Here is a 21,818-nt window from a genome sequence, read left to right on the forward strand (position 1 = left end):
GCCGCGCCGGGCGTCATGTCACGCGAGCACATCCGGACGCCTCCTCATCGAGGTTCCGGCGTTCCGCAACGTCGACGAGCCGTTCACCCTGGCCGCCGCGCACAGCAACAAGTGCATGCAGGTCGCCCACGCCTGTCTGAGGCGTCCTACCTGGTCAGGACACCTTTCACTGCGGTCGGCGGCCCCGGCGTCACGTCACAGACTCGTAAGAGTCAACGAATGCATTCCGCTGTAGCGTCGGACCGTGATCGATCATTTCGCCATGAACGGTCGTCCGCCGCGTTCGCCCGCGGCATGCGGGCCGGTCCACGACAATCGCGGCGGTCCCGGCTTTCCGGCCACGGGATCCGGCGAACGGGGGGACGCCGCGTGATCGGTGCCTTCTATGAGGACGCCTTGATGGGAGAGGAGGTGGAGGTGGAGTACTCCAGCGGACGGGTCCGGCCCCTGGCCGCCGAGCGATGGCTGCGGCCGATCGAGGGTGACGGGGAACTGCTGGCCAGGTGCGGCGGGCCGACGCTCGACGTCGGTTCCGGGCCCGGCCGGCTGACCGCGGCCCTGGCCCGGATGGGCGTGCCGGTCCTCGGCATCGACATCACCCCGCTGGCGGTGACGCTGACGCGGCGCGCCGGTGCGCCTGCGCTGCGCAGAAGCGTCTTCGAGCGGCTGCCCGGCACCGGCCGCTGGGCCGTGGCGCTGCTGGCCGACGGGAACATCGGCATCGGCGGTGACCCGGACGCCCTGCTGCGCCGGCTCCGCGAGCTGGTACGGCCCGGCGGCGCGGTGATCGCCGAGCTGGCGCCGCCCGGGTCGCCGAGCGGGGTGGAGTGGGTGCGGCTGCGTCGCGGCGGGCAGGTGGCCGACTGGTTTCCCTGGGCGACGGTCTCCGCCGACGACATCGGACCGCTCGCCCGCACCTGTGGCTTCCCTTTCGCGGATCGGTGGAACGAGGCGGGACGATGGTTCGCCACCCTGACCTGAAGCGCGAGCGGCGCGGTGGGTGGGCGCGGTCAGCGGGCGGCCATGCTCAGGCGCACGGCGTCCAGCGTCGCGGCGAACCGGGTGCCGGATGCCTGTGCCGCGACATGGCAGGCGTCGGCGAAGGTGTCGACGTCGCGCAGTTCGGGCATGTGGGCCGTGCTCAGTCCGGCCTGGCGCAGGCGCCGGAGCTGGGCCGCTCCGGTGCCCGGTTGTGACATGGGCACTCCCAGCAGCAGTGCGGGATCGGGGCGGCGCAGGCCAAGGAGCCAGAAGCCGCCGTCCGCGGCGGGGCCGTACACCGCGTCATACCGGGTCAGCGCGGCGGCGGCGTCCGCGAGCAGGGGCGGGGTGAGCTGAGGGGTGTCCATGCCGACGAGTACGGTCGGCACCGGGTGCAGCCCGTGGGCGTCGGTGAAGGCCGCCGCGAGCCGCTCGTCCAACCCACGCCCGCGTTGCGGGATCACCGTGAAACCGGGTGGCAGCCAGGGACCCGGTAGCCCCTGGAGGGCGAGGATCTGGTGCGGCGCGCGGGTCGCCGCCACGGTGTGCAGGGTGTCCTCCAGGGCGGCGGCCGCGAGCCGGGCCGCCTGTTCCCCGGTGCACGGTGGACAGAGCCGGGTCTTGACCTGGCCGGGTACCGGCTCCTTGGCGATGACCAGCATCTGCGTCACGCGGTCTCCCTGATTACCCGCCGCATGTCGCCGATGGCGCGCACGGTGCCGCGTACCGTGCCGGTGACCTTGGAGCGGCCCGCGCGCGGAAGGTAGTCCACCTCGGCCTCCGCGATCCGCCAGCCGTCCGCGGCGGCGCGCAGCACCATCTCCAGCGGGTAGCCGAACCTGCGATCCCGCAGGGCCAGGGCGAGGAGCCCGGTACGGCGGGCCGCGCGCATCGGGCCGAGGTCGTGCAACGCGGCCCCGGTGCGGCGGCGCAGCCGGTGGGCCAGCAGGGCGTTGGCGGCGCGCGCGTGCGGCGGCCAGGCGCGAGCCGACCGGGCGATCCGTCGGCCGAGCATCAGGTCGGCGTCTCCGGCTCCTACGGGCCCGGTCACCCTGGGCAGTTGCCGCGGGTCGAGGGAGGCGTCGGCGTCCATGAAGGCGACGATGTCCGAGGTCGCGGCCAGCAGCCCGGCGTTGCACGCGGCGCCGAACCCGCGCCGCGGCTCCACGAGCACCCGGGCCCCGAGTCCGGTGGCGATCTTCACCGAGTCGTCCGCCGACCCGTTGTCCACCACGATGGGCCGGTAGCCGGCCGGCATGCGCTCCAGGACCCAGGGAAGCGCGGCCTCCTCGTCCAGGCACGGCAGTATCACGTCGATCTGCATGGGTACGACGCTAAGGCAGGGCGGACCTGAAGATTCTTACGGTGTGGTGACGCCGTCTTCAAAATAAGCCCAGCTCAGACCTACTGTTACGGTGTGGCGGAAAGATCGGATCGAGGTACGGCCGCTCCTGCCCCGCGCGTGTACGACGGGGGCGGCAGGAGCGGCCGCGGGACGCGCTGGGCGCTCGCCGGGTGGGCGGTGCTGATCGCCGGCTGCTTCGCGGCAGGGGCGGTCCTGCACGCGCTGGGCGTGCTGCGCATCGATCGCCTGCCGCCGCTGCACGCGCACTTCCGGGTGCTCACGGTCACGCTGCTGCCGGTGGCCGCCTTCGCGGTGGTCGCCGTACGGAACCTGCCGGGATGGGTGGGGGAGGGCGGGTTCGGACGAGCCCTGCTCGTCGCCTACGGGTGCGCGCTGGCCTGGACGATCTTGTTGGCCATATCGGCCGGCGGACTGGCCGCACCGTTCAATCACCGCGAGGAGTACCTGGCTGTGCTGCCCGCCGTGGGTCACGACCCGCTCGCCTGGCTGGCTTCCTTCACCCAGCGGCTGCCGGAGTATCCGACGCACGTGCGTGGCCATCCGCCGCTGCCGGTGCTGGTGGTGTGGGCACTGGCCGCCGTGGGGGTGGGCGGGCCGCTGTGGGCGGCGATCTTGGTGATCGTCGTCGGCTGTTCGGCCACGGTGGCGATCGGGCTGACCGTGCGCCGCCTGGCGGGGGAGGAGGCGGCCCGGCGGGTGTTGCCGTACCTCGCCCTCACCCCGGCCTCGGTCTGGATCGCCACCACGATGGACGCCTTCTTCGCCGGTGCCGGCGCGTGGGGCGTCGCGCTCCTGGTGCTCGGCCGGAGTACCGGGGCCAGGACGTGGTTCGCGGGCGGGGCGGGGGTGCTGCTGGGCGCTCTGCCGTACCTGAGCTACGGGCTGGTCCCTTATCTGGTGATCCCGGTGACCGTCGCCGTGCTGGCCCGGCTGCCGCGCCCGGCGGTGCTCGCGGCCCTGGCCGGGGCGGCGGCCGTGACGGGCGTGTTCGCGGTGGCTGGTTTCTCGTGGCTCGCGGGGGTGGCGGCCACCCACGCGCAGTGGGCCGCCGACCCGGGCGCGGCCCGCCCGTACCTGTACTTCCTGGTGGCGAACCTGGCCGTCCTCGCCCTGATCACCGGCCCGGCCACCACCGCGGGCCTCGTCCGTGCGGGGCGCCTCCTCACTCACTGCCCGGCCGTCGCCGCGGTCGGCGGGGATCCTCGTGACCCCATCCCTGTGGCCGGGATCGCCGCCGCCGTGATGAACCTGGCACGCCGCCACGGGGTCGCCGCCGTGGTGGCCGCGGCGCTGGTGGCGGTGCTGGCGCTGGACGTCAGCGGGGTGACGCGGGGAGAGGTGGAGCGCATCTGGGTGCCCTTCGCCGTGTGGATCGGCCTGGCGGCGGCGTACGCGCCCGGCCGCCGCATGCTCGCCGCGCAGGCGTTGACCGGTCTGCTGCTGCAAGGGCTGGTCGCCTCTCCCTGGTGACCGCGGGCCGTCCCTCTCGCGTCGCCGACACGGCCGCGACCCGGCGTGACGCCTTCTTCGCCGCCCCGCCGGGACCTCACATGGGCTGGTCAGGCAACCCGCCGGGACCTCATATGGGCGAGTCAGGCAAGAGGAGCGCCGGCGAACTCCTTCATGCCCTCGGAGAAGGTGGTGCGCGCCCGGAAGCCGAGCTCCTCGGCGGCCCGGCCGGGTGAGGCCACGATGTGCCGGACGTCGCCGAGCCGGTACTCGCCGGTGAGGACCGGGTCCGGGCCGCCCCGCTCGGCGGCGAGCGCGGCGGCCATCTCGCCGACCGTGCGCGGCTCGCCGCTGGCGATGTTGTACGCGGCCAGGGCTCCCGGCGTGCCGCCGGACAGGGCGGCGAGGTTCGCCCGGGCGACGTCGCGCACGTGCACGAAGTCGCGCCGTTGCCGGCCGTCCTCGAACACCCTCGGCGCGCGGCCGGCCTCCAGCGCGGACCGGAAGATCGCCGCCACCCCGGAGTACGGTGTGTCCCTGGGCATCCTCGGCCCGTACACGTTGTGGTAGCGCAACGCGACCGCCGTGCCGCCGGTCTCCCGCGCCCAGTTGGCGGACAGGTGCTCCTGGGCGAGCTTGGTGGTGGCGTAGACGTTGCGCGGGTCGGCGGGCGCCTCCTCGCCGATCGTGACGGGCGCCACGGGGGAGCCGCACCGGGGGCAGCGCGGTTCGAACCACCTCTGTGCCAGGTCGGCGGCGGCACGTGGGCCCGGCCGCACCCTCCCGTGCCGCGCGCACTCGTAGGCCCCCTCCCCGTAGACGACCATCGAGGATGCCAGCACCAGCCGCCCGGTGCCGTGCCCGGCCATAGCGGCGAGTAGCACGGCGGTGCCATAAGCGTTGACCGACGTGTATTCCGGCAGATCCGCGACGTCCACGCCGAGCCCGACCTTGGCGGCCTGGTGCACCACCGCCTCCACGCCGGGGAGCACCCGGTCCAGGGTGGCGGTGTCGCGCACGTCCTCCCCGTTCCGAAGATCGACACCCGTCACGTCGTGCCCGGCCTCCTCCAGCGCCTCGACGACATGGCTTCCGATGAACCCGGCCGAACCGGTCACGAGTACTCTCACCCGGCCGACGGTAGGCCCCATCCCACCGGCCGGGGCGGAACGGCCCAGGAGCGTTCGAAGGCCGTAAGAATTCTTGGCCGACACCGGCGGCGGCCTTTCCCGGATCCCAGGCACTGGACTATGGGCTTGCCACACCATCCATCGTGGCGGCCGACGGCAGCGCGGTGTGTCAGGGGGACGTCCGACGCGGGTCGAGGTTCAGATCACCATCCGGCGCGCCGTCCGCCCGCCGTGCGGGCGTGCCGGCCGACCGCCTTGATCACGCCCTCGTCGCGGAGCTGGCCAGCGCCGGGAAGGCCTCGTGGGCGCCGGTCCCGAACGGCGGCGGGACTGCGGGCCGCCGGCCGTCTGTCGAATCTACTGTCTACGCATCAGCAGATGGCCTCGGCGGAACCGCTCTTCTTCGCCGGGCTCGCGCAACATCCGCCCCACCTCGACGAAGTGTGCCTCGCGCGCCAGCTCGGCGAGGCTGTCGATCGGCCACCGGTAGGCTGGCGCCACCTTGTGATCGAATGCCACCAACGGCCCGCCCTCAGATTCGAAGAAGCCGAGCAGGAGGTAGCCGCCCGGGGCCAGCACCCGGCGGAACTCGGCGAAGTACGGTGGCAGTTCTTGCGGCGGAGTATGGATGACGGAGTACCAGGACACGATGCCGCCCAGTTCGCCGTCGGCCAGGTCCAAGGCGTCCATTGAGCCGACTTGGAAGCGCAGGTCGGGGTAGGCCTCACGGGCAAGATCGATCATCACAGGCGACAGGTCGACGCCGAAGGCATCCAGTCCCAGGTCCCGCAGGTGCGCCGTCATATATCCGGGGCCACATCCGACCTCGGCGACGGGCCCGGCACCGGCGGTCCGCATGAAGTCGGCGAACGCGGCGAGCACTGCGCGATCCAGAGGCAGGCGGTCGAGGCTGCCCCGGACGAACTCGGCGTAGAGAACGGCGACGGCATCGTAGGCCTCTGTCGTCGCAGTTAGATAGGAGGAGGATTCGGTCACGGCGGACGACTGTAGTCCATCGACCGGCGCGGTCGAACCGATTACGAAGGCGGACGGCGACGGGACTTTCGAGGGTTCAAGGGGTGGTCACGGGAACTCGGCGCGGGCATGTCGCCGAGGTCGGCTGGTTCGATATCGGTCGCGGTAGACCGGAGCCGGGTGCTAATCCACATCGAACGTCTTGGGAAGGGCAAGATCCGAGCTGCTAATGCGCAGTGGGTACGTGCCGCCGCGAAAGGCTCCCAGCTCAGCTTGTGTGATCATCATCGCAAAACAACCCCGATCACTACATATCGGATATAACGCATGGTGTTGGACTGTAGCTAACCGGGCAGCGCCCTGGAGAGGGAAGCGGCGAGGGGAACGCGGTGGTCGGTGCCGCGGAGGTGACCGCCGACATGACCGACCTACGCCTACCCGGGGGTCGCCTTATCCGGCGTCGTTCGAAGAGCCCCGGTGATCAGGTGCCAAGGAACGTCGGCGTGCGACGTTGCCTGAGTGCCTGCACGGCCTCGTTGAGGTCGTGGCTCGGCATGAAGGCGGCGTTCCATGCGCTCACGTAGCGAAGCCCGGCGGCGATCTCCAGCCCTCGGTCTGCGTTCAGAATCTCCTTCACGCCCTGCACCACGAGAGGCGGGTTGGCGGCGATCTCCGCGGCAAGCTCCCTTGCGGCGTCCAGGACGGCGGCACGGTCGGCGTATACGTCGTTGACCAGGCCGATCCGCTCGGCGCGAGCCGCGTCGATGTCCTTCCCGGTGAAGGCCAGCTCCCGGATGTGACCTTCACCGATGATTCCGGGAAGGCGCTGCAGGCTGCCCCCGTCCGCCACGATCCCCACTCTGACCTCCCGGACGCTGAACCGGGCATCGGCACTGGCCATCCGGACGTCAGCCGCGGCGATCAGGTCGACGCCTCCGCCGATGCACCACCCGGACACGGCCGCGACCACGGGCTTCCGGCACGTCGACACGGCGTCGAAAGCCGCCTGGAGGGCGCGGATCTCCCTAAGGAAAGCGGTGCGTTGCTCCGCCGAACCTCCGCTCTCCTCGAGCACGTACGCCCATCGAGGGAGCATGGCCGCAAGGTCAAGCCCGTACGAGAAGTGCTGGCCACTGCCGGTGAGCGTCACGGCTCGCACGTCGGGGTCCGCGTCGAGTGCCCGGAAAACGAGCGGCAGCTCCCGCCAGAAGTCGGGACCCATCGCGTTGCCCTTGCCCGGGCCGAGCAGCGTCACCTCGCTGACGGCGCCGAAGCGCGTGACCCGCAGGGCGACTAGATCGTCGAAGACACCCTGATCATTGACCATCTAAAGTTGCTCCTCTGCTCCTCGTGGCGGAAGGGCCGGCGAGCGCCGGGGCGAGCCCACCTCAGCTGTCCTCGGCCATCCGCAGCGCGGCGAACACTTTGGCCCACCGGCGCTGACCACTGTTGTCTGGGGCGTAGAAGGAGACACGGGTGGCTATGTCCCCGTAGCGCTTGGCGAGCTGGTCGGCGATCTGCTCCGGCTCGCCCACGACGGCGAATGTCTCGAGCACCTCGTCGTCGATGGCGGCGGACATCTCGTCCCACTGGCCCCGCTTCGACATACGGTTCAGTTCGTCCTGTAGGTCACCCCAGCCGTGCAGGTCCAGCACCTGCCGGTACGCCGGGGTCGATCCGTAGAAGGCGATCTGTTGCTTCGCCGCCTTGACGGCCGCCGCCAGTTCCCGCTCGTCGTTGCCGGTCACCAGCAGAGACGGCCGGCTGATCTCGAACCCGTCGAGGGAGCCGCCCGCCTTGGCACGACCTCTCCGCAAGGCAGGAAGGGTGACCTCGCGCAGGTGGCGTTCGGTGGTGAAGGGATGGCAGATGAAGCCGTCCGCGACCTCTCCCGCCACCTCGGTCATGTACTCGCCGACGCCGGCGAGGTAGATCTCGGGGTTTCCGTACGGATTGGGTCCCGGGCTGAAGAACGGCGTCATCAGAGTATGGGTGTAGAAGTCGCCACGGAACTTGAGCCGGTCTCCGGTGGCCCAGCTGTCCCAGATCGCCCGGATCGCACACACGAACTCACGCATCCGTGCGGCCGGACGCGACCACGGCATGCTGAACCGTTTGGTGATATGGGCCTCGATCTGCGAGCCGAGGCCGAGAATGAACCGCCCGCCCGACACCAGTTGAAGGTCGTTCGCCAACATGGCCGTTGTCATCGGATTGCGGGCGAACGCCACGGCGATGGACGTGCCGAGTTCGATGCGCTCGGTGCGCTCGGCGGCGAGCGCGAGACCGATGAAGGGATCGTGCCGCGCCTCCGGCAGCCAGATGGCGTCGTAGCCGATCCGTTCCGCCTCGACGGCCGCCTTGACCACGTCGCGCGGCTCGAGCGCGGTTCCTCCGTCACTGTCGACCTTCATCAGTTACCTCCGAGGAACTGCGGTCCATGCTGGAGTACAAGACCGCCTGGTACGGGCGGGAACTGGTCGCGATCGACCGGTGGTTCCCCTCCTCCAAGCTGTGCAGCGCGTGCGGCACGCTGCGAGAGGCGATGCCGTTGCGCGTCCGCGAGTGGACGTGTGCCTGCGGCGCGGTCAACGACCGGGACGTCAACGCAGCCAAGAACATCCTCGCCGCCGGGCTGGCGGAGAGGTAAAACGCCTGTGGAGCTGGTGTAAGACCTCAACGAGAGTCCTCTCGGACGGGGGGACCGGCAGTGAAGCAGGAAACCCAACCGGCGACGGTTGGAATCCCAGCCCTTCAGGGCCGGGAGGATGTTCAAGATGTACCGAGGTCATCTGCGGTGGGCCAGTCGCCATGCGACCGGCAGCAGGGCGGCCGCCGCGGCTGTCTTAACCAGGTCCCCCGCTACGAAGGGAAGCAGGCCGAGGGATGCCGCTGTGCCGATCGATGCCCCACTGGCCAACGCGAGCCACGGAACCCCGATGGCATAGATCACCAAGTTGCCCAGGAGCATCAGAGCCGCCATCCGCAGGGGGGACCTGGTCCGGGCGCCCTGGCTGAGCCACCCCACGACGCCGGCGGCCACGACGAATCCGACAACGTAGCCGAAGGTCGCCCCGCCGGTGCCGGAAGCGCCGCCGGCGAACCAGGGAACCCCGGCCAGGCCGGCGGCCACGTAGACGCCCATGGACAGAAGTGCTCGCACGGGTCCGGTGACCGCTCCGACGAGCAGCACCGCGAGCGTCTGCAGGGTGAGCGGGACGGGTGTGAACGGCAGGGGCATCGCCACCTGGGCCGCCAGGCCGGTCAGCACCGCGCCGGACAGGACGATTCCCACGTCTCGCGCGCGGTCGCCGGGAAGCAGGTCGACCAAATGGGACGGCGCTGGGAGCGCCATCGAGGTTCGCGACCCCGTCACCGCGACACCCCCAGCTCCGAATTGGCCCTTCTCGCCATGGCGCCGCGGTCCAGCTTGCCGGTCGGGGTGACGACCCAGTCATCGGTGCCGACGAAGACCACGCGCTTGGGGATCTTGTATCCGGCCAGCCTGCCGCGGCAGTACTCGCGAATGTCTTCCTCCGACACCCTGTGGCCGGGCTTCACCTCCACGACGGCGGTGACGGCCTCGCCCCACTTCTCGTCGGGGACCGCGACGACCAGCGCCTTCTGGATCCAGGGAGTCTCCATCTGCAGGAAGAGCTCCACCTCCTGCGCGCTCACGTTCTCGCCGCCAGTCTTGATCGTTTCTTTGTAGCGGCCGCGGTAGTAGACGTAACCCGCGGAGTCCAACCAGCCGTAGTCGCCGCTGTGAAAGAAACCGTCCGCGTCGAAAGCCGCAGCGGTCTCCTCGGGCATGTTGTAGTACCCCTTGAACAGTGCCGGGCCCTTGATGCAGATCTCGCCGGGCTGGTCGGGACCCAGGGTCTGGCCGCTGCCGGGGTCGATGATCCGGACCTGGCTCCCGAGCATGGGCCGCCCGTGCGACAGCCGCATGCGTTCTACGTCGTGGCGGTCGCGGTAGGGAAAGTACGCCTGGGACGCGACGTACTCGCTCGACCCGTAGATGTTGCCCTGGTGGGTGATGCCCATGGCCGCGATCTCGTCGAAGGAGCTAGGCGACGAGCCGATCATCGTCCGGGTGATGCTCGAAATGTCGTACATCGTGAACCTGGGATGGCGCGCCATCATCAGAAAATGCACGTCGAATCCGAAGACGAGGGAGATGCGTTCTCGTTCGATGATGTCCAGCGCGCCGTCGGGCACGTAGAACTCCATGAGGTGAACCGGGGCCCCCCGCAGGTGAGGCATGAGCAGCGTCAGGTAGCCGGCCACATGATAGTTCGGCGCGATGATGAGGATGGAGTCGCCTTCATGCGCCTCGATGCCGTCGGCGTAGCCGGCGACGCCGACCAGCAGTGACTGGTGGGTGTGGATGACGGGCTTGGGGAAGCTCGTCGTGCCCGAGGTGAGCAGGAAGATCGACTCAGCGTCGGGGCCCACCTCGGCGCTCATGCCGCGGAAGCGCCCGGCGTCGTACGAACCGCCGTCGGTCTCCAGTTGCCGCAGGTCGTAGGCGAAGGGATAGGTCTTTCCCGTCTTACTGGTCGTGATGATGGTGCGGAGGTGCGGCAGCCGCGGGCAGGCGACGGCATCCGGCGTGGAGCCGGACAGGCCGTCGAGTTGCTCGGCCACGACCGAGACGTAGTCGACTCCGCGGAAGTCGTCGACGACGACGAGGACGTTCGCGTCCGTCAGGGCGAGCCCTTCCTCGATCTCGCGCCCGACCCATGTCATGTTGAGCGGCACCGCGATGGCGCCCAGCCTCATCGCGGCGTAGAACAGGACGACCCAGTCCGGGGTCACCCCCAGCAGGAAGGCGACCTTGTCGCCCTTCCCGACGCCGATGTCCTGCAGGGCCGCTGCCAGCGTCGCCACACGGCGGCGCAGTTGGAAGAAGGTCAGGCGCTCGTCACCGTAGACCAGGGCCTCGCGTTGGCCCCAGCGGTCGCAGGAGTAGTCGAGCATCGTGTTGACGGTCTGTCCGAGTGCTTCCTGGTACATATCCCATACTCCTTACGGAAGCGGCAGGTCACGACCCTGTCCATCGAGGGGCGCGACGCTCGCGGAAGGCACGCGGTCCTTCTTGCGCGTCGTCGCTGAGATACACCGGTTCGAAAATGCGGTCCGCCTCGTCGAGGGCCTCTCGCCAGCCGCGCTCGGCGGCGGCGTACACCATGGCCTTGGAGGCGCGAACGGAGAGAGGTGCGTTGGCGGCGATCCGCGCGGCGAGCGTGACCGCTGTCGCTCGCAACCGGTCCGCGGGTACGACCGAGTTGACCAGGCCCAGCTCGTGGGCCCGGGCGGCCGGGATGGGCTCCCCGGTCATCAGCATCTCCAGAGCGATCCGCGGGGGGATCAGCCACGGCAGCGGAGCGGCCCAGGGCGCGCCACGCCCCCACTTGGCCTCGGTGATGCCGAAGGTGGCGTGCTCCGCGGCCACGCACAGATCCGCCATCTGCGCGAGGAGGAATCCCCCGCCGAGCGCGACGCCGTTGACCGCGGCGATGACCGGCTTGTCCAGCGGAAACGTGCGATTGAGATACGGCAGGAAGTCCGGTGGGGGCACCCGCAGTTCCGTCGTCGCCATCTCTTTGAGGTCACCGCCGGCGCAGAATGCCTTGTCCCCCGCTCCCGTCATGACGAGCACGGCGGCCGCCTCGTCGTCGCGGAACCGCTCCAGCGCATGCCACAGCTGCCGGCGAGCTCTGGCGTCGAGGGCGTTGGCGGCCTCGGGCCGGTCGATCGTCAGCCATCCGATTCCGTCCGGCCCGCGTTCGTAACGCACCGCCAACGGCTCCTCGTCCTCGGTGAAGCCGGCAGCCCGGTCCGGGCCGGCCGTTCCTGGCCGTCCATCCTGCTCCGACGCGCCGGCCGCTGCGGCCTGCTCCCGGTGGGTGCTCACTGCTCGCCCTTCTCCCCGAGGTACGGCACCTCGGCCTCGGCGAGCGCCCACAGATGCCTGCCCAGCGGCTGCTCCTGCTCCTCCCGTAGGTGCCCGACGAGGCCGGCCGACCGTCCGATGAGGGAGAACCCGCGTACGATTCCCCAGTCGAACCCGATGTCGGACAGCACCGCGGCCACCGCGCCGGTCGCGTTCACCGTGACATGACGACCCTTGAGCTCGTCCATCACGCGGCTGAAGACCCGCAGCAGCTCCACGTGGGGGCCCGCGACACCGTTCTCCTCGGCGATGGCGAGCAGCCGTGGGGTTCGGGGATCGTCCGGGCGGTGAATATGGTGGCCGAAGCCCGGCACGGTCTGGCGTGCGTCAAGTCGTCGCCGCAGCTGCTCCTTGGCGTAGCGCTCGGCATCGGTGATCCCGTCCTCGATGCCGCGCACGCCCTCCTGCAGGATGCGGGCGGCGTCCTCCATCGAGCCGAGGAAGACGCTTCCCGCGCCGAGCAGCCCGGCGGCGACCGCCGCCTGCATGGCCTCCGGCGAGCTGCTGTAGATCAGCCGGGCCGTGATGGAGCTCGGAGTGAGCCCGTGCTCCATCACCGCTACCAGAACGGAGTTGAGCACGGCGAGCTCGCCGGGCTCCGGCAGACGGCCACGCAGGTGGAAGAAGATCATGCTGGTGAAGTCGACCTTCCCGAGGAGGTCGTCCACCAGGTTGCGATCCCGGACATAGATGGCGTCCGGGGTAGACGTGGCGATAGCGGTACCGATCACGCCAGGGGTGGCGTCAGTCATCGATGCTTCCATCCTCTAGAACCAGAATGTCCTGAACGACCACTGGAGCCCGAACCTCCGGGTCGACCAGCTTGCGGGAGAAGACGCGTACCGTCGCCCGCGCCTTGGCGCTGGCGGGTCCAGCCGTCCAGCGCCTCCCGAGAGGGGGCGCTCACACCCGCTCCAGCAAGGTGGCGGTGGCCATGCCGTGACCGATGCACATCGCCTGCACGCCGTACCGGACGTCCCGCCGCGCCATCTCGTGCACCAGCGTCGTCATCAGCCGCGCGCCGGAACAGCCCGTCGGATGGCCGATGGCGATGGCACCGCCGTTCACGTTGACCCGGTCGAGCGGCACCTTGAGCTCGCGTTCCCAGGCGAGGACGACGCTGGCGAACGCCTCGTTGATCTCGTAGAGGCCGACGTCGTCGGCCTTGAGGCCGGTGCGGGCCAGCAACCCGGTCGTGGCGTCGATGACGCCGTGCAGCATCATGATCGGATCCACGCCGACGACATGCGTCGCCACGACGCGCGCCCGCGGCCGCAGCCCGAGCCGCTCGGCCGTCTCCGCACTGCCGATCAGTACGGCCGCCGCGCCGTCGCTGATCTGGCTGGAGTTGCCCGCGTGCACCCTGCCATCGGGTTTGAAGGCCGGCGCCAGCGCGGACACCTTCTCGATGCTCGTGCCGGCACGTACGCCCTCGTCCTGAGCCAGCCGTACGTCGCCGCCCGGCCGGCCAAGGAGCCCCGCCGCCGCGTCGGACACGACCGGGAAGCACTCTTCGGCGTACCGGCCCTCGCTCCACGCGCGCGCCGCGCGGTGGTGGCTCTCCACGCTGAACTCGTCCATCTCCCGGCGGCTGATACGCCAGTGCTCGGCGATCATTTCGGCGGCCATGCCCTGGTTCACGAACTCGTAACGCTCGGTAAGTGCCGGTGAGGGAGTGCTGTCCCCCGCGTCGGAGCCGAGCGGGATGCGGCTCATCGACTCGACGCCCGCCGCGATCACCAGTGACTGCTGTCCGGACATGACCGCCTGCGCGGCGAAGTTGACGGCCTGCTGGCTGGACCCGCACATCCGGTTCATCGTCACCGCGGGCACGGACACGGGGAATCCCGCCTCGAGGACGGCCAGCCGTCCGACGTTGCGGCCCTGCTCCTCGACGGCGTTGACGCAGCCGACGAGGACGTCGTCCACAGCCGCGGGGTCGGTGCCCGTCCGGGTCACCAGCTCGCGGAGCGTGAGCGCGAGCAACTCGTCGGGCCGGGTGTTCGCGAGTGAACCGCCGCGCTTGCCGACCGGTGTCCGTACCGAGCCGAGGACGAAGGCGTCCATGTCTTTCTCCTGGTCTTCGGTCGTCGGTCAGCGCAGCGCGGAAACGCCGAGCAGCTCCCGTCCCATCTGCAATATCTGGATCTGCGACGTTCCTTCGGGGATGGTCGCCTCGCGCGCGTCACGGAAGATTCGCTCGACCGGCGACTCCTCCATCAGCCCGGCCCCGCCGTGCACCTGGAGCGCGAGCGACGCGGCACGGTTGGCCGACTCCCCGCAGTAGTACTTGGCCATGGAGCACTCGAACCGGCCGGGAAGGCCGGCGTCGAGCGTCCGGGCGGCGTTCATGCCGAGCAGGCGCGACGTCTGCGTCAGCGTCGCGATCTCGACGACCATCTCCTGGACGAGCTGGAAGCCCCCGAGTTGGCGGCCGAACTGCTCCCGGGCCTTGGCGAAGGCGACGGACTCCTCCAGCGCGGCCTGCGAGAGCCCGACCGCGCCCATCGCCATGTTCAGCCGGCCCACGTTGATCGCGCGCATCGCGGTGGCGAGGCCGCGGCCGACCTCACCCAGCACGTTGGCAGCCGGGACCCGGACGTCGTCGAAGACCATCTCGCAGCTGGAGGTGCCGCGCACGGGCATGTGCGGGATCTCGTGGACCTCGTACGGCGACTCGCGTCCGTCGAGCAGGAACGCGGTCACGCCCTTGGCGCCCGCCTCGGGGTCTACCGTGGCCATGACGATGCCCATGTCGGCGTGCGAGGCGTTGGTGATGTACAGCTTGCGCCCCGACAGGATGTAGTCGTCGCCGTCCCGGCGGGCGATGGTCCGCAGCGCCGCGGCGTCGGAGCCGGCGTCCGACTCGGTCATCGCGAACCAGCCACGCCGCTCGCCGCTGAGCAGGCCCGGGAGGAACCGGTCCTTCTGCTCCTGCGTGCCCACGGCCGAGATGAGGTACGGCACGATCGTGAGGATGTTCATCGTGGTGCGCAGGGACCCCCAGCAACGACCGGCTTCCTCCATGAGGATGGCGAGCATGGTGTAGCCGATGCCCTCGCCGCCGTCCTCCGGCGCGACCAGCCCCCGCACGTACCCGTAATCGTGCAACGCGGGCAGGATGTCCCAAGGGAACGTGCGCGCGCGCTCGTGCTCGGCGACCAGGGGCGCGACCTTGCGGTCGAGGAAGGCGCGCACCGACTCCCGCAGGAGACGCTCTTCGTCGGTGAGAAGTGTCATGACTGGCCCTTCGATGGTTCCACTGGGGTACGGCGGGTCACGAGCATCGGCGTCTTGCCGGACTGCACTCGCGTGCCCGACTGATCGATCACCCGGCGCTCGATGACGACCAGGCCCCGGTCGGGCCTGCTGGTCTCGCGCAGCTCGACGACCTCGGCTTCGACATGGATCGTGTCGCCGATGAGGATCGGCCGTTCGAACCGCCACTCGATGCCGAGCATCGCGACCAGCGACCCCTGCAGCGCCTGCGACAGCGGGGTCCGGGTGAACAGGCCTGAGGCGATGGCGGTGCCGAGCAGGCCGTGCCCCACGCGCCGGCCGAAGGCGGAGGCCGATGCCACCTCCGCGTCGGTGTGCAGCGGGTTGAAGTCTCCCGACAGGCCGGCGAAGGCCACGATGTCGGCCTCGGTGACCGTACGGCCGGGCGACCTCGCCGCCATGCCGAGGTACAGGTCTTCGAAGTACAGGACCTCCTGGCCGGTCAACTGAACCGGCCTCCGGACACATGCAGGACGTCACCGGTCAGGAACGACGCGCGGGCGGAGGCCAGGTAGGCGATCGCGTCGGCCACGTCCTCCGGGCTGCCCAGCCGCCGGATGGAGTTCTGCTTGTGGGCCAGGGAGGTCAGCAGGTCGTACTTGGGGTGTGCCCGGACCGCGTCGGTCTCGATGATGCCGGGCGCCACCGCGTTGACGGTGATGTTGTGCCGGCCGAGCTCCTTGGCCAGCGCCTTCGTCAGCCCCACGACCCCCGCCTTGGCGGCGGAGTAGTTCGCCTGGCCGGGGTTGCCCAGGTAGGCACGGGACGCCATGTTGACGATCCGTCCGTACTGGTGCTCGATCATGACCGGCGCGACGGCGCGGGCGCAGGCGAAGGAGCCGAACAGGCAGACGTCGAGCACGCTGCGGAACTCCGCGTCGGTCATCTTGGTTAGTGGCGCGTCGCGGGGGAATCCCGCGTTGTTGACGAGGATGTCGATGCGGCCGAACCTGGCGACCAGGTCGTCGACGAGGCGCTGGACCGACGCCGGGTCCGTAACGTCGAGGGCCGCCGGCTCGACGCGCCGGTCCCCGCCCGCCGCCCCGCCCGCCACCCAGCCTGCCATCAGGGCGTCCGCGACGGCCTTGGCCGCGGCCTCGTCGATGTCGGCGAGGACGACCAGGGCGCCGTCCTCGGCGAGCCGCCGGGATGTCGCCTGTCCTATCCCCCCGGCGCCGCCGGTTACGATCGCGACTGGTCGGTCCGTCATCTCAGCTCCGTTCAGGGGCGGTGGTGGAGGGGGTGGTGCCCATGGCGTGCCGCTCCGGCAGGTGGGCCGCGTCGGCGCCCAGCCCCGTGTACGGGAGGCGGACCGTGCGTACGGCACCCAGCCGCTCGACCATGTCCCAGTGGCGTATCTGGGGGTCGTCCTCGATCTCGTGCAGCTGGTTCACCGGGGTCGCGGGCACGTCGGCGGCCACCAGCAGCCGGACCCACTCCGCGCGGGTGCGCCGGGTGAAGGTCTCGGCCAGCGCGGCGTTGACCTCGGCGGCGAGCCGGCGGCGGGCGGCGTAGTCGGGGAAGCGGGGATCGTCGAGCAGGTCGGGACGGTCGACGCTCGTGCACAGCCGCCGCCAGAAGTGCTCTTCCATGCAGCCCACGGCGATCCATCGCCCGTCCCGGCACTCGAACGCGCCGTAACCGCCACGCGAGGTGAGACGCGCCTTGCTCGGGGCGTCCCCTTGGTCGTACTCGGCGATCCGCGGCTCCAGGAGCTTCAGGGCGGCGGCCGCGATGGGAACCTCGATGGTGCTCCCCACGCCGCCGCGCTCGCGCAGCATGAGGGCGGCGAGGATCGCCTGGGTGGTGAACAAGCTCGCGGTGAGGTCGGCCACCGGCACTCCTCCACCCGGCTGGGGAGGTCCGCCGGGGTCTCCGCTGAGGAAGAGCACGCCGGCCACCGCCAGGTAGTTGATGTCGTGGCCCGGGTGGTGGGCATAGGGGCCCGAGCTGCCGTAGCCGTTGAGCGAGCAGTACACCAGCCGGGGGTTGCGCCGGCGCATGTCGGCGGGCCCGCAGCCCAGGCGATCGGCGGTCCCGGGACGGAAGCCTTCGACGAACACGTCGGCGGTGTCGACGAGCGCGTACAGGGCCTGCCGGCCAGGCTCGGACTTCAGGTCGAGCTCGACGACCCGCTTGCCCCGGTTCACCGACGCGTAGGCGCCCGGCATCATCGCCTTGAGCGGGTCGCCCCCCGGCGGCTCCACGTGGACCACGTCGGCGCCCAGCTCGGACAGCATGAGCGTCGCCCACGGGCCGGGCAGCAGCAGGGCGAGGTCGACGATCCGGATCCCGGCAAGTGGGCGTGCCGCCGTGCTCACTTGTCCTTCTCCTTCTCCCGTGTGGCGGCCGCTTTCTCACGCGCGGTGACCGACGAGCCGGGTTGCGGACCGGCGACGGCTCGCCGGCCCGCAGGCCGGCCGCCCCACGGCGGGCTGGAGGTGGCAAGACTCAGGGCGATGCGATCGCAGGTCTGCCTGAGCCGGGCGCCCCACTGCTCGACGGTGTCGTCGTCCAGCAGGCTCGTGATGCCGACGCCACCCACGACCAGCAGCAGCTCGCCGGACACGGTGAAGACCGGCGCCGCGATGGTACTGATGCCGAGGGCGAACCCTTCGTGGTCGACCGTCCAGCCGCGTTCCCGCACCTGCGCCAGCTCGCCTCGGAACAGGTCCACGTCGGTCACGCTGTTGGGGGTGAATGCCTGGAGCCCTCCGGCCAGGACGGCGTCGAGCACCTCCGGGGGATCGTAGGCCAGGAAGCACCGGCCGAAGGATCCGCCCTGGATGGGGATCTCCGTGCCGACGGGCACGGTGATGCGCACTCTGTGCAGGCGCTCCAGCTTGTCGACCAGGGACACCCGTTCCTGGTCGAGCCGCCGGTAGATCACGAACGTCACGTTCATCTCTTCGAGCAGCTCGGCCAGGTAGCGCTTGATGACCCCCAAGTACGTCAGCTGTTCGCTCGCGGTCGCGCCCAGCTCGACCAGGCCGATGCCCAGCCGGTACGTGCGCGTGTCGGGGTCATGCTCGACCAACCGCTCGCGGTCGAGGGTACGCAGCAGGCTCCAGCAGGTGCTCTTGTTCAGGCCGGTCTGCTCGATGAGCTCCACCAGGCTCATCGCGCCACGCCGTTGCAACGCCCGCAGCAGCAGCATGGTGCGCTCCACGGCGGGAACCTGGTATCCCTCGCGCGCCGCCGCGGCCGCGCGGGGCGACTCGGGGCGGGCGGACGTGGACTTGCGTGGCGTTCCGGACACTGGCGGTCCTTTCGGTTCGAAGCTTCGGCAGGCGTGCTGAGTGTTCAGACTGCCTCAGCCGGTGCGCCGGTGAAGCGAGGTGCGCGACGTTCGTGGAAGGCGGCGACGCCTTCGTCGACCTCACCGGTGTAGAAGGCCATGGCCTGGGCGAAGGATTCAAGGCGCAGGACACCGTCGAGTGCGGCCTCGTCCGACGCGTTGATCACACTCTTGATCATCTGCAGGGCCGCCGCGGGCCCCCCAGCGAGCTCCGCCGCCAGCTCGACGGCGGCCTCCAGCGACGTGCCTTCCGGCACCACCCGGTTGATCAGACCGGCGTGGAGCGCGTCCGCGGCGGACATGGGCTTGGCGAGGAAGGCCAGCTCCTTGGCCCGGTGCGGGCCGAGCAGCTTCGGCCAGAAGTGCAGCGCACCGAGGTCGGGGACCAGGCCCGCACGGGTGAAGCTGGGATGGAAGGCGGCGGACTCGGAGGCGACGACGAGGTCGCAGGCCAGTGCCAGGCTGATCCCGGCTCCCGCGCAGGCGCCGTTGACCGCGGCGACCACCGGGGCCGGCAGCTCGCGAACTGACTCGATCACCTGGTGGAAGCCGCGCATGTACAGCCGCGCGGCGTTCACTCCCGCGCCGGACAGGCGCGGGTACAGGTCGTCGAGGTCTCCCCCGGCGCAGAACGCCCTGCCCTCGCCGGTGATGACCACGCTGCGCGTCGTCGCAGAGGTGGCGAGCCCGCGCAGCGCACCGGTGAGCTCGTCCATGAAGTCGCAGGACAGCGCGTTGAGCTTGGCCGGGCGGTTGAGCCGGATGACCACCACGCCCTCGCGGGGGGCATCGATGATCAGATGGTCAGAGGTCATGACGTGTGGTCCTCTCCGAGGAGCGTGGCCGGCACCGGCATCCGGGCCATCAGCGCCGCCATCGACTTGCCGGTCTCGTCGAAGCGAAGCGTGCGGGTCGCGCCGCCGCCCAGGGCGCCGTGCAGCACGATCTGGAACGACTCGATCCGAGGCAGCTCGTAGACGGCGACGGGTCCGGTGACAAGGGCGGAGAAGAAGTCCGCGACACGCTCGGGGGTGAGCCAGGTCCGCAGGGCCCGGTACTCCGCGGGCCCGAAGGCCATGACGCCGATGTTGCTGATGTCGCCCTTGTCGCCGGAGCGGGTGTAGGCGAGGTCCTTAAGCGACAACCACACGGCTGCCCACCTCCTCGACGGTGACCGTTGTGGGCACGAGGTCGCGCGGCACCAGGGTCGGCCAGAGCGCGATGATCTCGCGGGGGCGGCTCGGCGCGCCGAACGCCGTCCCGACCGGTCCGATCGTCGTGACGTGCGTGACCTCGCGCTTGACCGCCTCCGCCTCCTCACGGGTGTCGACACGCGCGGCGACCCTGAGCTCGATCTCCTCCGGGTCCGTGCGGGGGCGACGGGCCAGCGGGCCCGCGAGTGCGTCGATGCCGACGCGATCGAAGCGCAGCTCTCGCGGCTTGACCCCGAGGATGTCGAGACGCCTGCGGATGATCTCCTCGCAGCGGTCGGCCTTGGCGACGGTGTCCGGCCAGGGAATCAGCACCCGCGACTCGGCCAGCCAGCCGTCGGTGTAGCCGATCTGGACCTTCAGCATGTCCGGCCTCGGGCGGCCCGACATGTCGGTGAGGCGGACCGCGTCCCGGCCGGCTTCGGTGACGCGCACGGTCGTCAGGTCGGCGATGCCGTCGGGCATGCGGTAGTCGGCCGGGTCGTGAGTCTCGTACAGCAGGTGTTCCTTGATGGTCCACTGGTTGATCAGGCCGCCGGTGCCCGGCAGCTTGGTGATCAGCGCGTTCCCGTCTTCGCAGAACTCCGCGATGGGGAAGCCCATGTTCCACGGCTCGGGCACGTGCTTCCACTGGGAGCTCATGCCGCCGCAGCAGATGCCCGCGCACTCGATGACGTGGCCCACGGTGATCGCCGCACCGAGCAGGTCCCACGGAGCGTCCTCGAACGACCAGCCGAACTCGTGCATGAGCGGGCCGACGTAGAGCGCGCTGTCGGCGATCCGGCCGCCGATGACCACCCCGGCCCCCTGCTCAAGCGCCTCCACGATGGACTCAGAGCCGATGTAGGCGTGCGCGGAGACGATGCGGCCGGCGATGTCGTCGATCGAGCGGCTGCCGTCCTCCAGGTTCTCGAGGGTGACACCGGCGGCGCGCAGTTCCCCGATCCGGCTCGTGAGGTCGTCACCTTCGATCATCGCGACACGCACGCCGGACAGGTCCGCTCGGCGCGCCTCGGCGAGGACCGCCTCGGCGGCGGCCGGGCAGTTGGTGCCTCCGCCGTTGAGGATCATGCGCGTGCCCTGGGCGTGGGTGATGGGCAACAGCGCCCGCATCCAGGGGACCACGTCCGGGATGTAGCCGCGGGAGGGGTCCTTCATCTTGATCCGCTGCAGCAGCGACATGGTGAGTTCGGCGAGGAAGTCGAACCCGAGGTAGTCGAGGTTGCCGCGGCGTGCCAGGTCGACCGCCGGTTCGAGCATGTCGCCCCAGTAACCGGAGCCGGCGCCGAGCCGTACCGTCTTCACGCGAGCGCCCTCCCCTTCTCGTGGAGGCGGACCGCCGAGTTGATCGGGTCGAGGTCGCCGAGGTTCGCCGACACCCCGCCGTCGACGATGATCGTCTGGCCGGTGAGATAACGGGCCTGCGGTGTGGCGAGGAAAGCGATGACCGCGGCCATGTCGTCGACCGTGCCGAAGTCCTTCACGCCCGACTGGCTGGTGAAGCGTTCCTTCAGGAACTCGTACTGCGAGCCGCCGTAGATGCGCGAGGAGTCGGTCTCGAACCCGCCCGGGGAGACGCCGTTCACGGTGATGCCGAGGGGCCCCAACTCGATGGCGAAGGCGCGGATCAGGCTTTCGAGCGCCGCCTTGGCCGCGCCGAGCAGCCCGTGTCCCGGCATGTAGCGCAGGCTGTCGACGCCGCTGACGCCGATCACGCGCCCGCCGCGCCCTTCCATGAGCGGCGCCGCGCGCTGCACGCAGCGGATGAAGCCATTGACCGTCAGGCGCAGGGTCCGCTGGACGTTGGAGTCGGACAGCTCCAGCAGGGGTTTGAACGCCGTCGCCGCGGCGTTGGACACCAGCACGTCGAGCCCGCCGAACTCCGCGGCCACCTGGTCGAACATGGTGTCTATCTGGGCGACGTCCTCGAGGTCCGCCTTGACGGCGATGGCCCGTGCGCCGAGCCCCTCGATCTCCTTCACCGCCTCGGCGGCGAAGTCGTCGTTGCGGCGGAAGTTGACGACGATGTCGTGGCCGGCCAGTGCCAGATGCCGGGCAACCGCGCGCCCGAGGCCTCGGGAGGCACCGGTCACCAGCGCGACCTTGGCGCCGCGGCCTGCCTGTTCAGTAGTCCCGTGGGTGTCGTCGCGTGTCTCGCGCGCCATGCCCA

The 21,818-nt window shown here is 70.4% G+C and carries 22 protein-coding genes and 1 pseudogene; 3 read left to right on the forward strand and 20 right to left on the reverse strand.

Annotated features, from left to right (window positions below):
• The first annotated feature begins 399 nt into the window (after positions 1-399).
• A complete protein-coding gene (locus AB0O34_RS27865; protein WP_363920275.1) occupies positions 400-981 on the forward strand; it encodes a methyltransferase domain-containing protein in 582 nt (193 codons plus the stop codon).
• A 29-nt stretch (positions 982-1,010) separates the two neighbouring features.
• Here the strand turns inward: AB0O34_RS27865 and AB0O34_RS27870 are convergent, their stop codons facing one another.
• On the reverse strand, positions 1,011-1,643 hold the full coding sequence (locus tag AB0O34_RS27870) for a TIGR04282 family arsenosugar biosynthesis glycosyltransferase (protein ID WP_363920325.1): 633 nt from the start codon (positions 1,641-1,643) through the stop codon (positions 1,011-1,013).
• 5 nt (positions 1,644-1,648) lie between these two features.
• Complete coding sequence (locus AB0O34_RS27875; RefSeq protein ID WP_363920277.1) at positions 1,649-2,305, reverse strand: glycosyltransferase family 2 protein; 657 nt, start codon at positions 2,303-2,305, stop codon at positions 1,649-1,651.
• A 93-nt stretch (positions 2,306-2,398) separates the two neighbouring features.
• Between AB0O34_RS27875 and AB0O34_RS27880 the strand changes: the two genes are divergently transcribed.
• Positions 2,399-3,817 (forward strand): hypothetical protein, encoded by a 1,419-nt coding sequence (locus AB0O34_RS27880; RefSeq protein ID WP_363920279.1) that lies wholly within the window; start codon positions 2,399-2,401, stop codon positions 3,815-3,817.
• A 122-nt stretch (positions 3,818-3,939) separates the two neighbouring features.
• Here the strand turns inward: AB0O34_RS27880 and AB0O34_RS27885 are convergent, their stop codons facing one another.
• From AB0O34_RS27885 to AB0O34_RS27900, 4 genes are all read right to left on the reverse strand, one after another.
• Positions 3,940-4,926: an NAD-dependent epimerase/dehydratase family protein gene (locus tag AB0O34_RS27885; RefSeq protein WP_363920281.1), complete on the reverse strand. Its 987-nt coding sequence runs from the start codon at positions 4,924-4,926 to the stop codon at positions 3,940-3,942.
• Between the two features lie 357 nt (positions 4,927-5,283).
• Complete coding sequence (locus AB0O34_RS27890; protein ID WP_363920283.1) at positions 5,284-5,922, reverse strand: class I SAM-dependent methyltransferase; 639 nt, start codon at positions 5,920-5,922, stop codon at positions 5,284-5,286.
• Positions 5,923-6,382: 460 nt separating this feature from the next.
• Complete coding sequence (locus tag AB0O34_RS27895; protein WP_363920285.1) at positions 6,383-7,228, reverse strand: crotonase/enoyl-CoA hydratase family protein; 846 nt, start codon at positions 7,226-7,228, stop codon at positions 6,383-6,385.
• 61 nt (positions 7,229-7,289) lie between these two features.
• Complete coding sequence (locus AB0O34_RS27900) at positions 7,290-8,315, reverse strand: LLM class F420-dependent oxidoreductase (RefSeq protein ID WP_363920287.1); 1,026 nt, start codon at positions 8,313-8,315, stop codon at positions 7,290-7,292.
• 14 nt (positions 8,316-8,329) lie between these two features.
• On the opposite strand from AB0O34_RS27900, the pseudogene AB0O34_RS27905 reads away from it, so the two are divergent.
• A pseudogene (locus AB0O34_RS27905) lies at positions 8,330-8,623 on the forward strand (zinc ribbon domain-containing protein); the annotation flags it as partial.
• 66 nt (positions 8,624-8,689) lie between these two features.
• On the opposite strand, the gene AB0O34_RS27910 reads toward AB0O34_RS27905, so the two are convergent.
• From AB0O34_RS27910 to AB0O34_RS27975, 14 genes are all read right to left on the reverse strand, one after another.
• Positions 8,690-9,277 (reverse strand): biotin transporter BioY, encoded by a 588-nt coding sequence (locus tag AB0O34_RS27910; protein WP_363920289.1) that lies wholly within the window; start codon positions 9,275-9,277, stop codon positions 8,690-8,692.
• Complete coding sequence (locus AB0O34_RS27915) at positions 9,274-10,920, reverse strand: class I adenylate-forming enzyme family protein (RefSeq protein ID WP_363920291.1); 1,647 nt, start codon at positions 10,918-10,920, stop codon at positions 9,274-9,276. Before AB0O34_RS27915 ends, AB0O34_RS27910 begins: the two co-directional genes overlap by 4 nt.
• 28 nt (positions 10,921-10,948) lie before the next feature.
• The gene (locus AB0O34_RS27920; RefSeq protein ID WP_363920293.1) at positions 10,949-11,821 is read right to left on the reverse strand and encodes an enoyl-CoA hydratase-related protein; all 873 of its coding nucleotides are present in this window, start codon (positions 11,819-11,821) and stop codon (positions 10,949-10,951) included.
• A complete protein-coding gene (locus AB0O34_RS27925) occupies positions 11,818-12,612 on the reverse strand; it encodes a citryl-CoA lyase (protein WP_363920295.1) in 795 nt (264 codons plus the stop codon). Before AB0O34_RS27925 ends, AB0O34_RS27920 begins: the two co-directional genes overlap by 4 nt.
• Before the next feature lie 151 nt (positions 12,613-12,763).
• Positions 12,764-13,927 carry a thiolase family protein gene (locus AB0O34_RS27930; RefSeq protein WP_363920297.1) on the reverse strand — a complete coding sequence of 388 codons (1,164 nt, stop codon included), beginning with the start codon at positions 13,925-13,927 and terminating at the stop codon, positions 12,764-12,766.
• Positions 13,928-13,954: 27 nt separating this feature from the next.
• Entirely contained in the window at positions 13,955-15,100 is a 1,146-nt protein-coding gene (locus tag AB0O34_RS27935) for an acyl-CoA dehydrogenase family protein (RefSeq protein WP_363920299.1), read from the reverse strand.
• Positions 15,097-15,585, reverse strand: a complete 489-nt coding sequence (locus AB0O34_RS27940) for a MaoC/PaaZ C-terminal domain-containing protein (protein WP_363920301.1) — start codon at positions 15,583-15,585, stop codon at positions 15,097-15,099. Before AB0O34_RS27940 ends, AB0O34_RS27935 begins: the two co-directional genes overlap by 4 nt.
• The gene (locus tag AB0O34_RS27945) at positions 15,582-16,349 is read right to left on the reverse strand and encodes an SDR family NAD(P)-dependent oxidoreductase (protein ID WP_363920303.1); all 768 of its coding nucleotides are present in this window, start codon (positions 16,347-16,349) and stop codon (positions 15,582-15,584) included. The genes AB0O34_RS27940 and AB0O34_RS27945 overlap by 4 nt, the downstream gene beginning before the upstream one ends.
• A gap of 1 nt (position 16,350) precedes the next feature.
• Complete coding sequence (locus AB0O34_RS27950) at positions 16,351-17,460, reverse strand: CoA transferase (protein ID WP_363920305.1); 1,110 nt, start codon at positions 17,458-17,460, stop codon at positions 16,351-16,353.
• Entirely contained in the window at positions 17,457-18,398 is a 942-nt protein-coding gene (locus tag AB0O34_RS27955) for an IclR family transcriptional regulator (protein ID WP_363920307.1), read from the reverse strand. Before AB0O34_RS27955 ends, AB0O34_RS27950 begins: the two co-directional genes overlap by 4 nt.
• A gap of 44 nt (positions 18,399-18,442) precedes the next feature.
• Positions 18,443-19,252, reverse strand: coding sequence for an enoyl-CoA hydratase/isomerase family protein (locus AB0O34_RS27960; RefSeq protein ID WP_363920309.1), 810 nt, complete (start codon positions 19,250-19,252; stop codon positions 18,443-18,445).
• Complete coding sequence (locus AB0O34_RS27965; protein WP_363920311.1) at positions 19,249-19,587, reverse strand: hypothetical protein; 339 nt, start codon at positions 19,585-19,587, stop codon at positions 19,249-19,251. Before AB0O34_RS27965 ends, AB0O34_RS27960 begins: the two co-directional genes overlap by 4 nt.
• The gene (locus tag AB0O34_RS27970) at positions 19,571-20,953 is read right to left on the reverse strand and encodes an acyclic terpene utilization AtuA family protein (RefSeq protein WP_363920313.1); all 1,383 of its coding nucleotides are present in this window, start codon (positions 20,951-20,953) and stop codon (positions 19,571-19,573) included. Before AB0O34_RS27970 ends, AB0O34_RS27965 begins: the two co-directional genes overlap by 17 nt.
• Positions 20,950-21,813, reverse strand: a complete 864-nt coding sequence (locus tag AB0O34_RS27975) for an SDR family oxidoreductase (RefSeq protein ID WP_363920315.1) — start codon at positions 21,811-21,813, stop codon at positions 20,950-20,952. The genes AB0O34_RS27970 and AB0O34_RS27975 overlap by 4 nt, the downstream gene beginning before the upstream one ends.
• Positions 21,814-21,818: the final 5 nt, after the last annotated feature.

Source organism: Sphaerisporangium sp. NPDC088356 (assembly GCF_040685555.1).
Lineage (GTDB): Bacteria > Actinomycetota > Actinomycetes > Streptosporangiales > Streptosporangiaceae > Sphaerisporangium.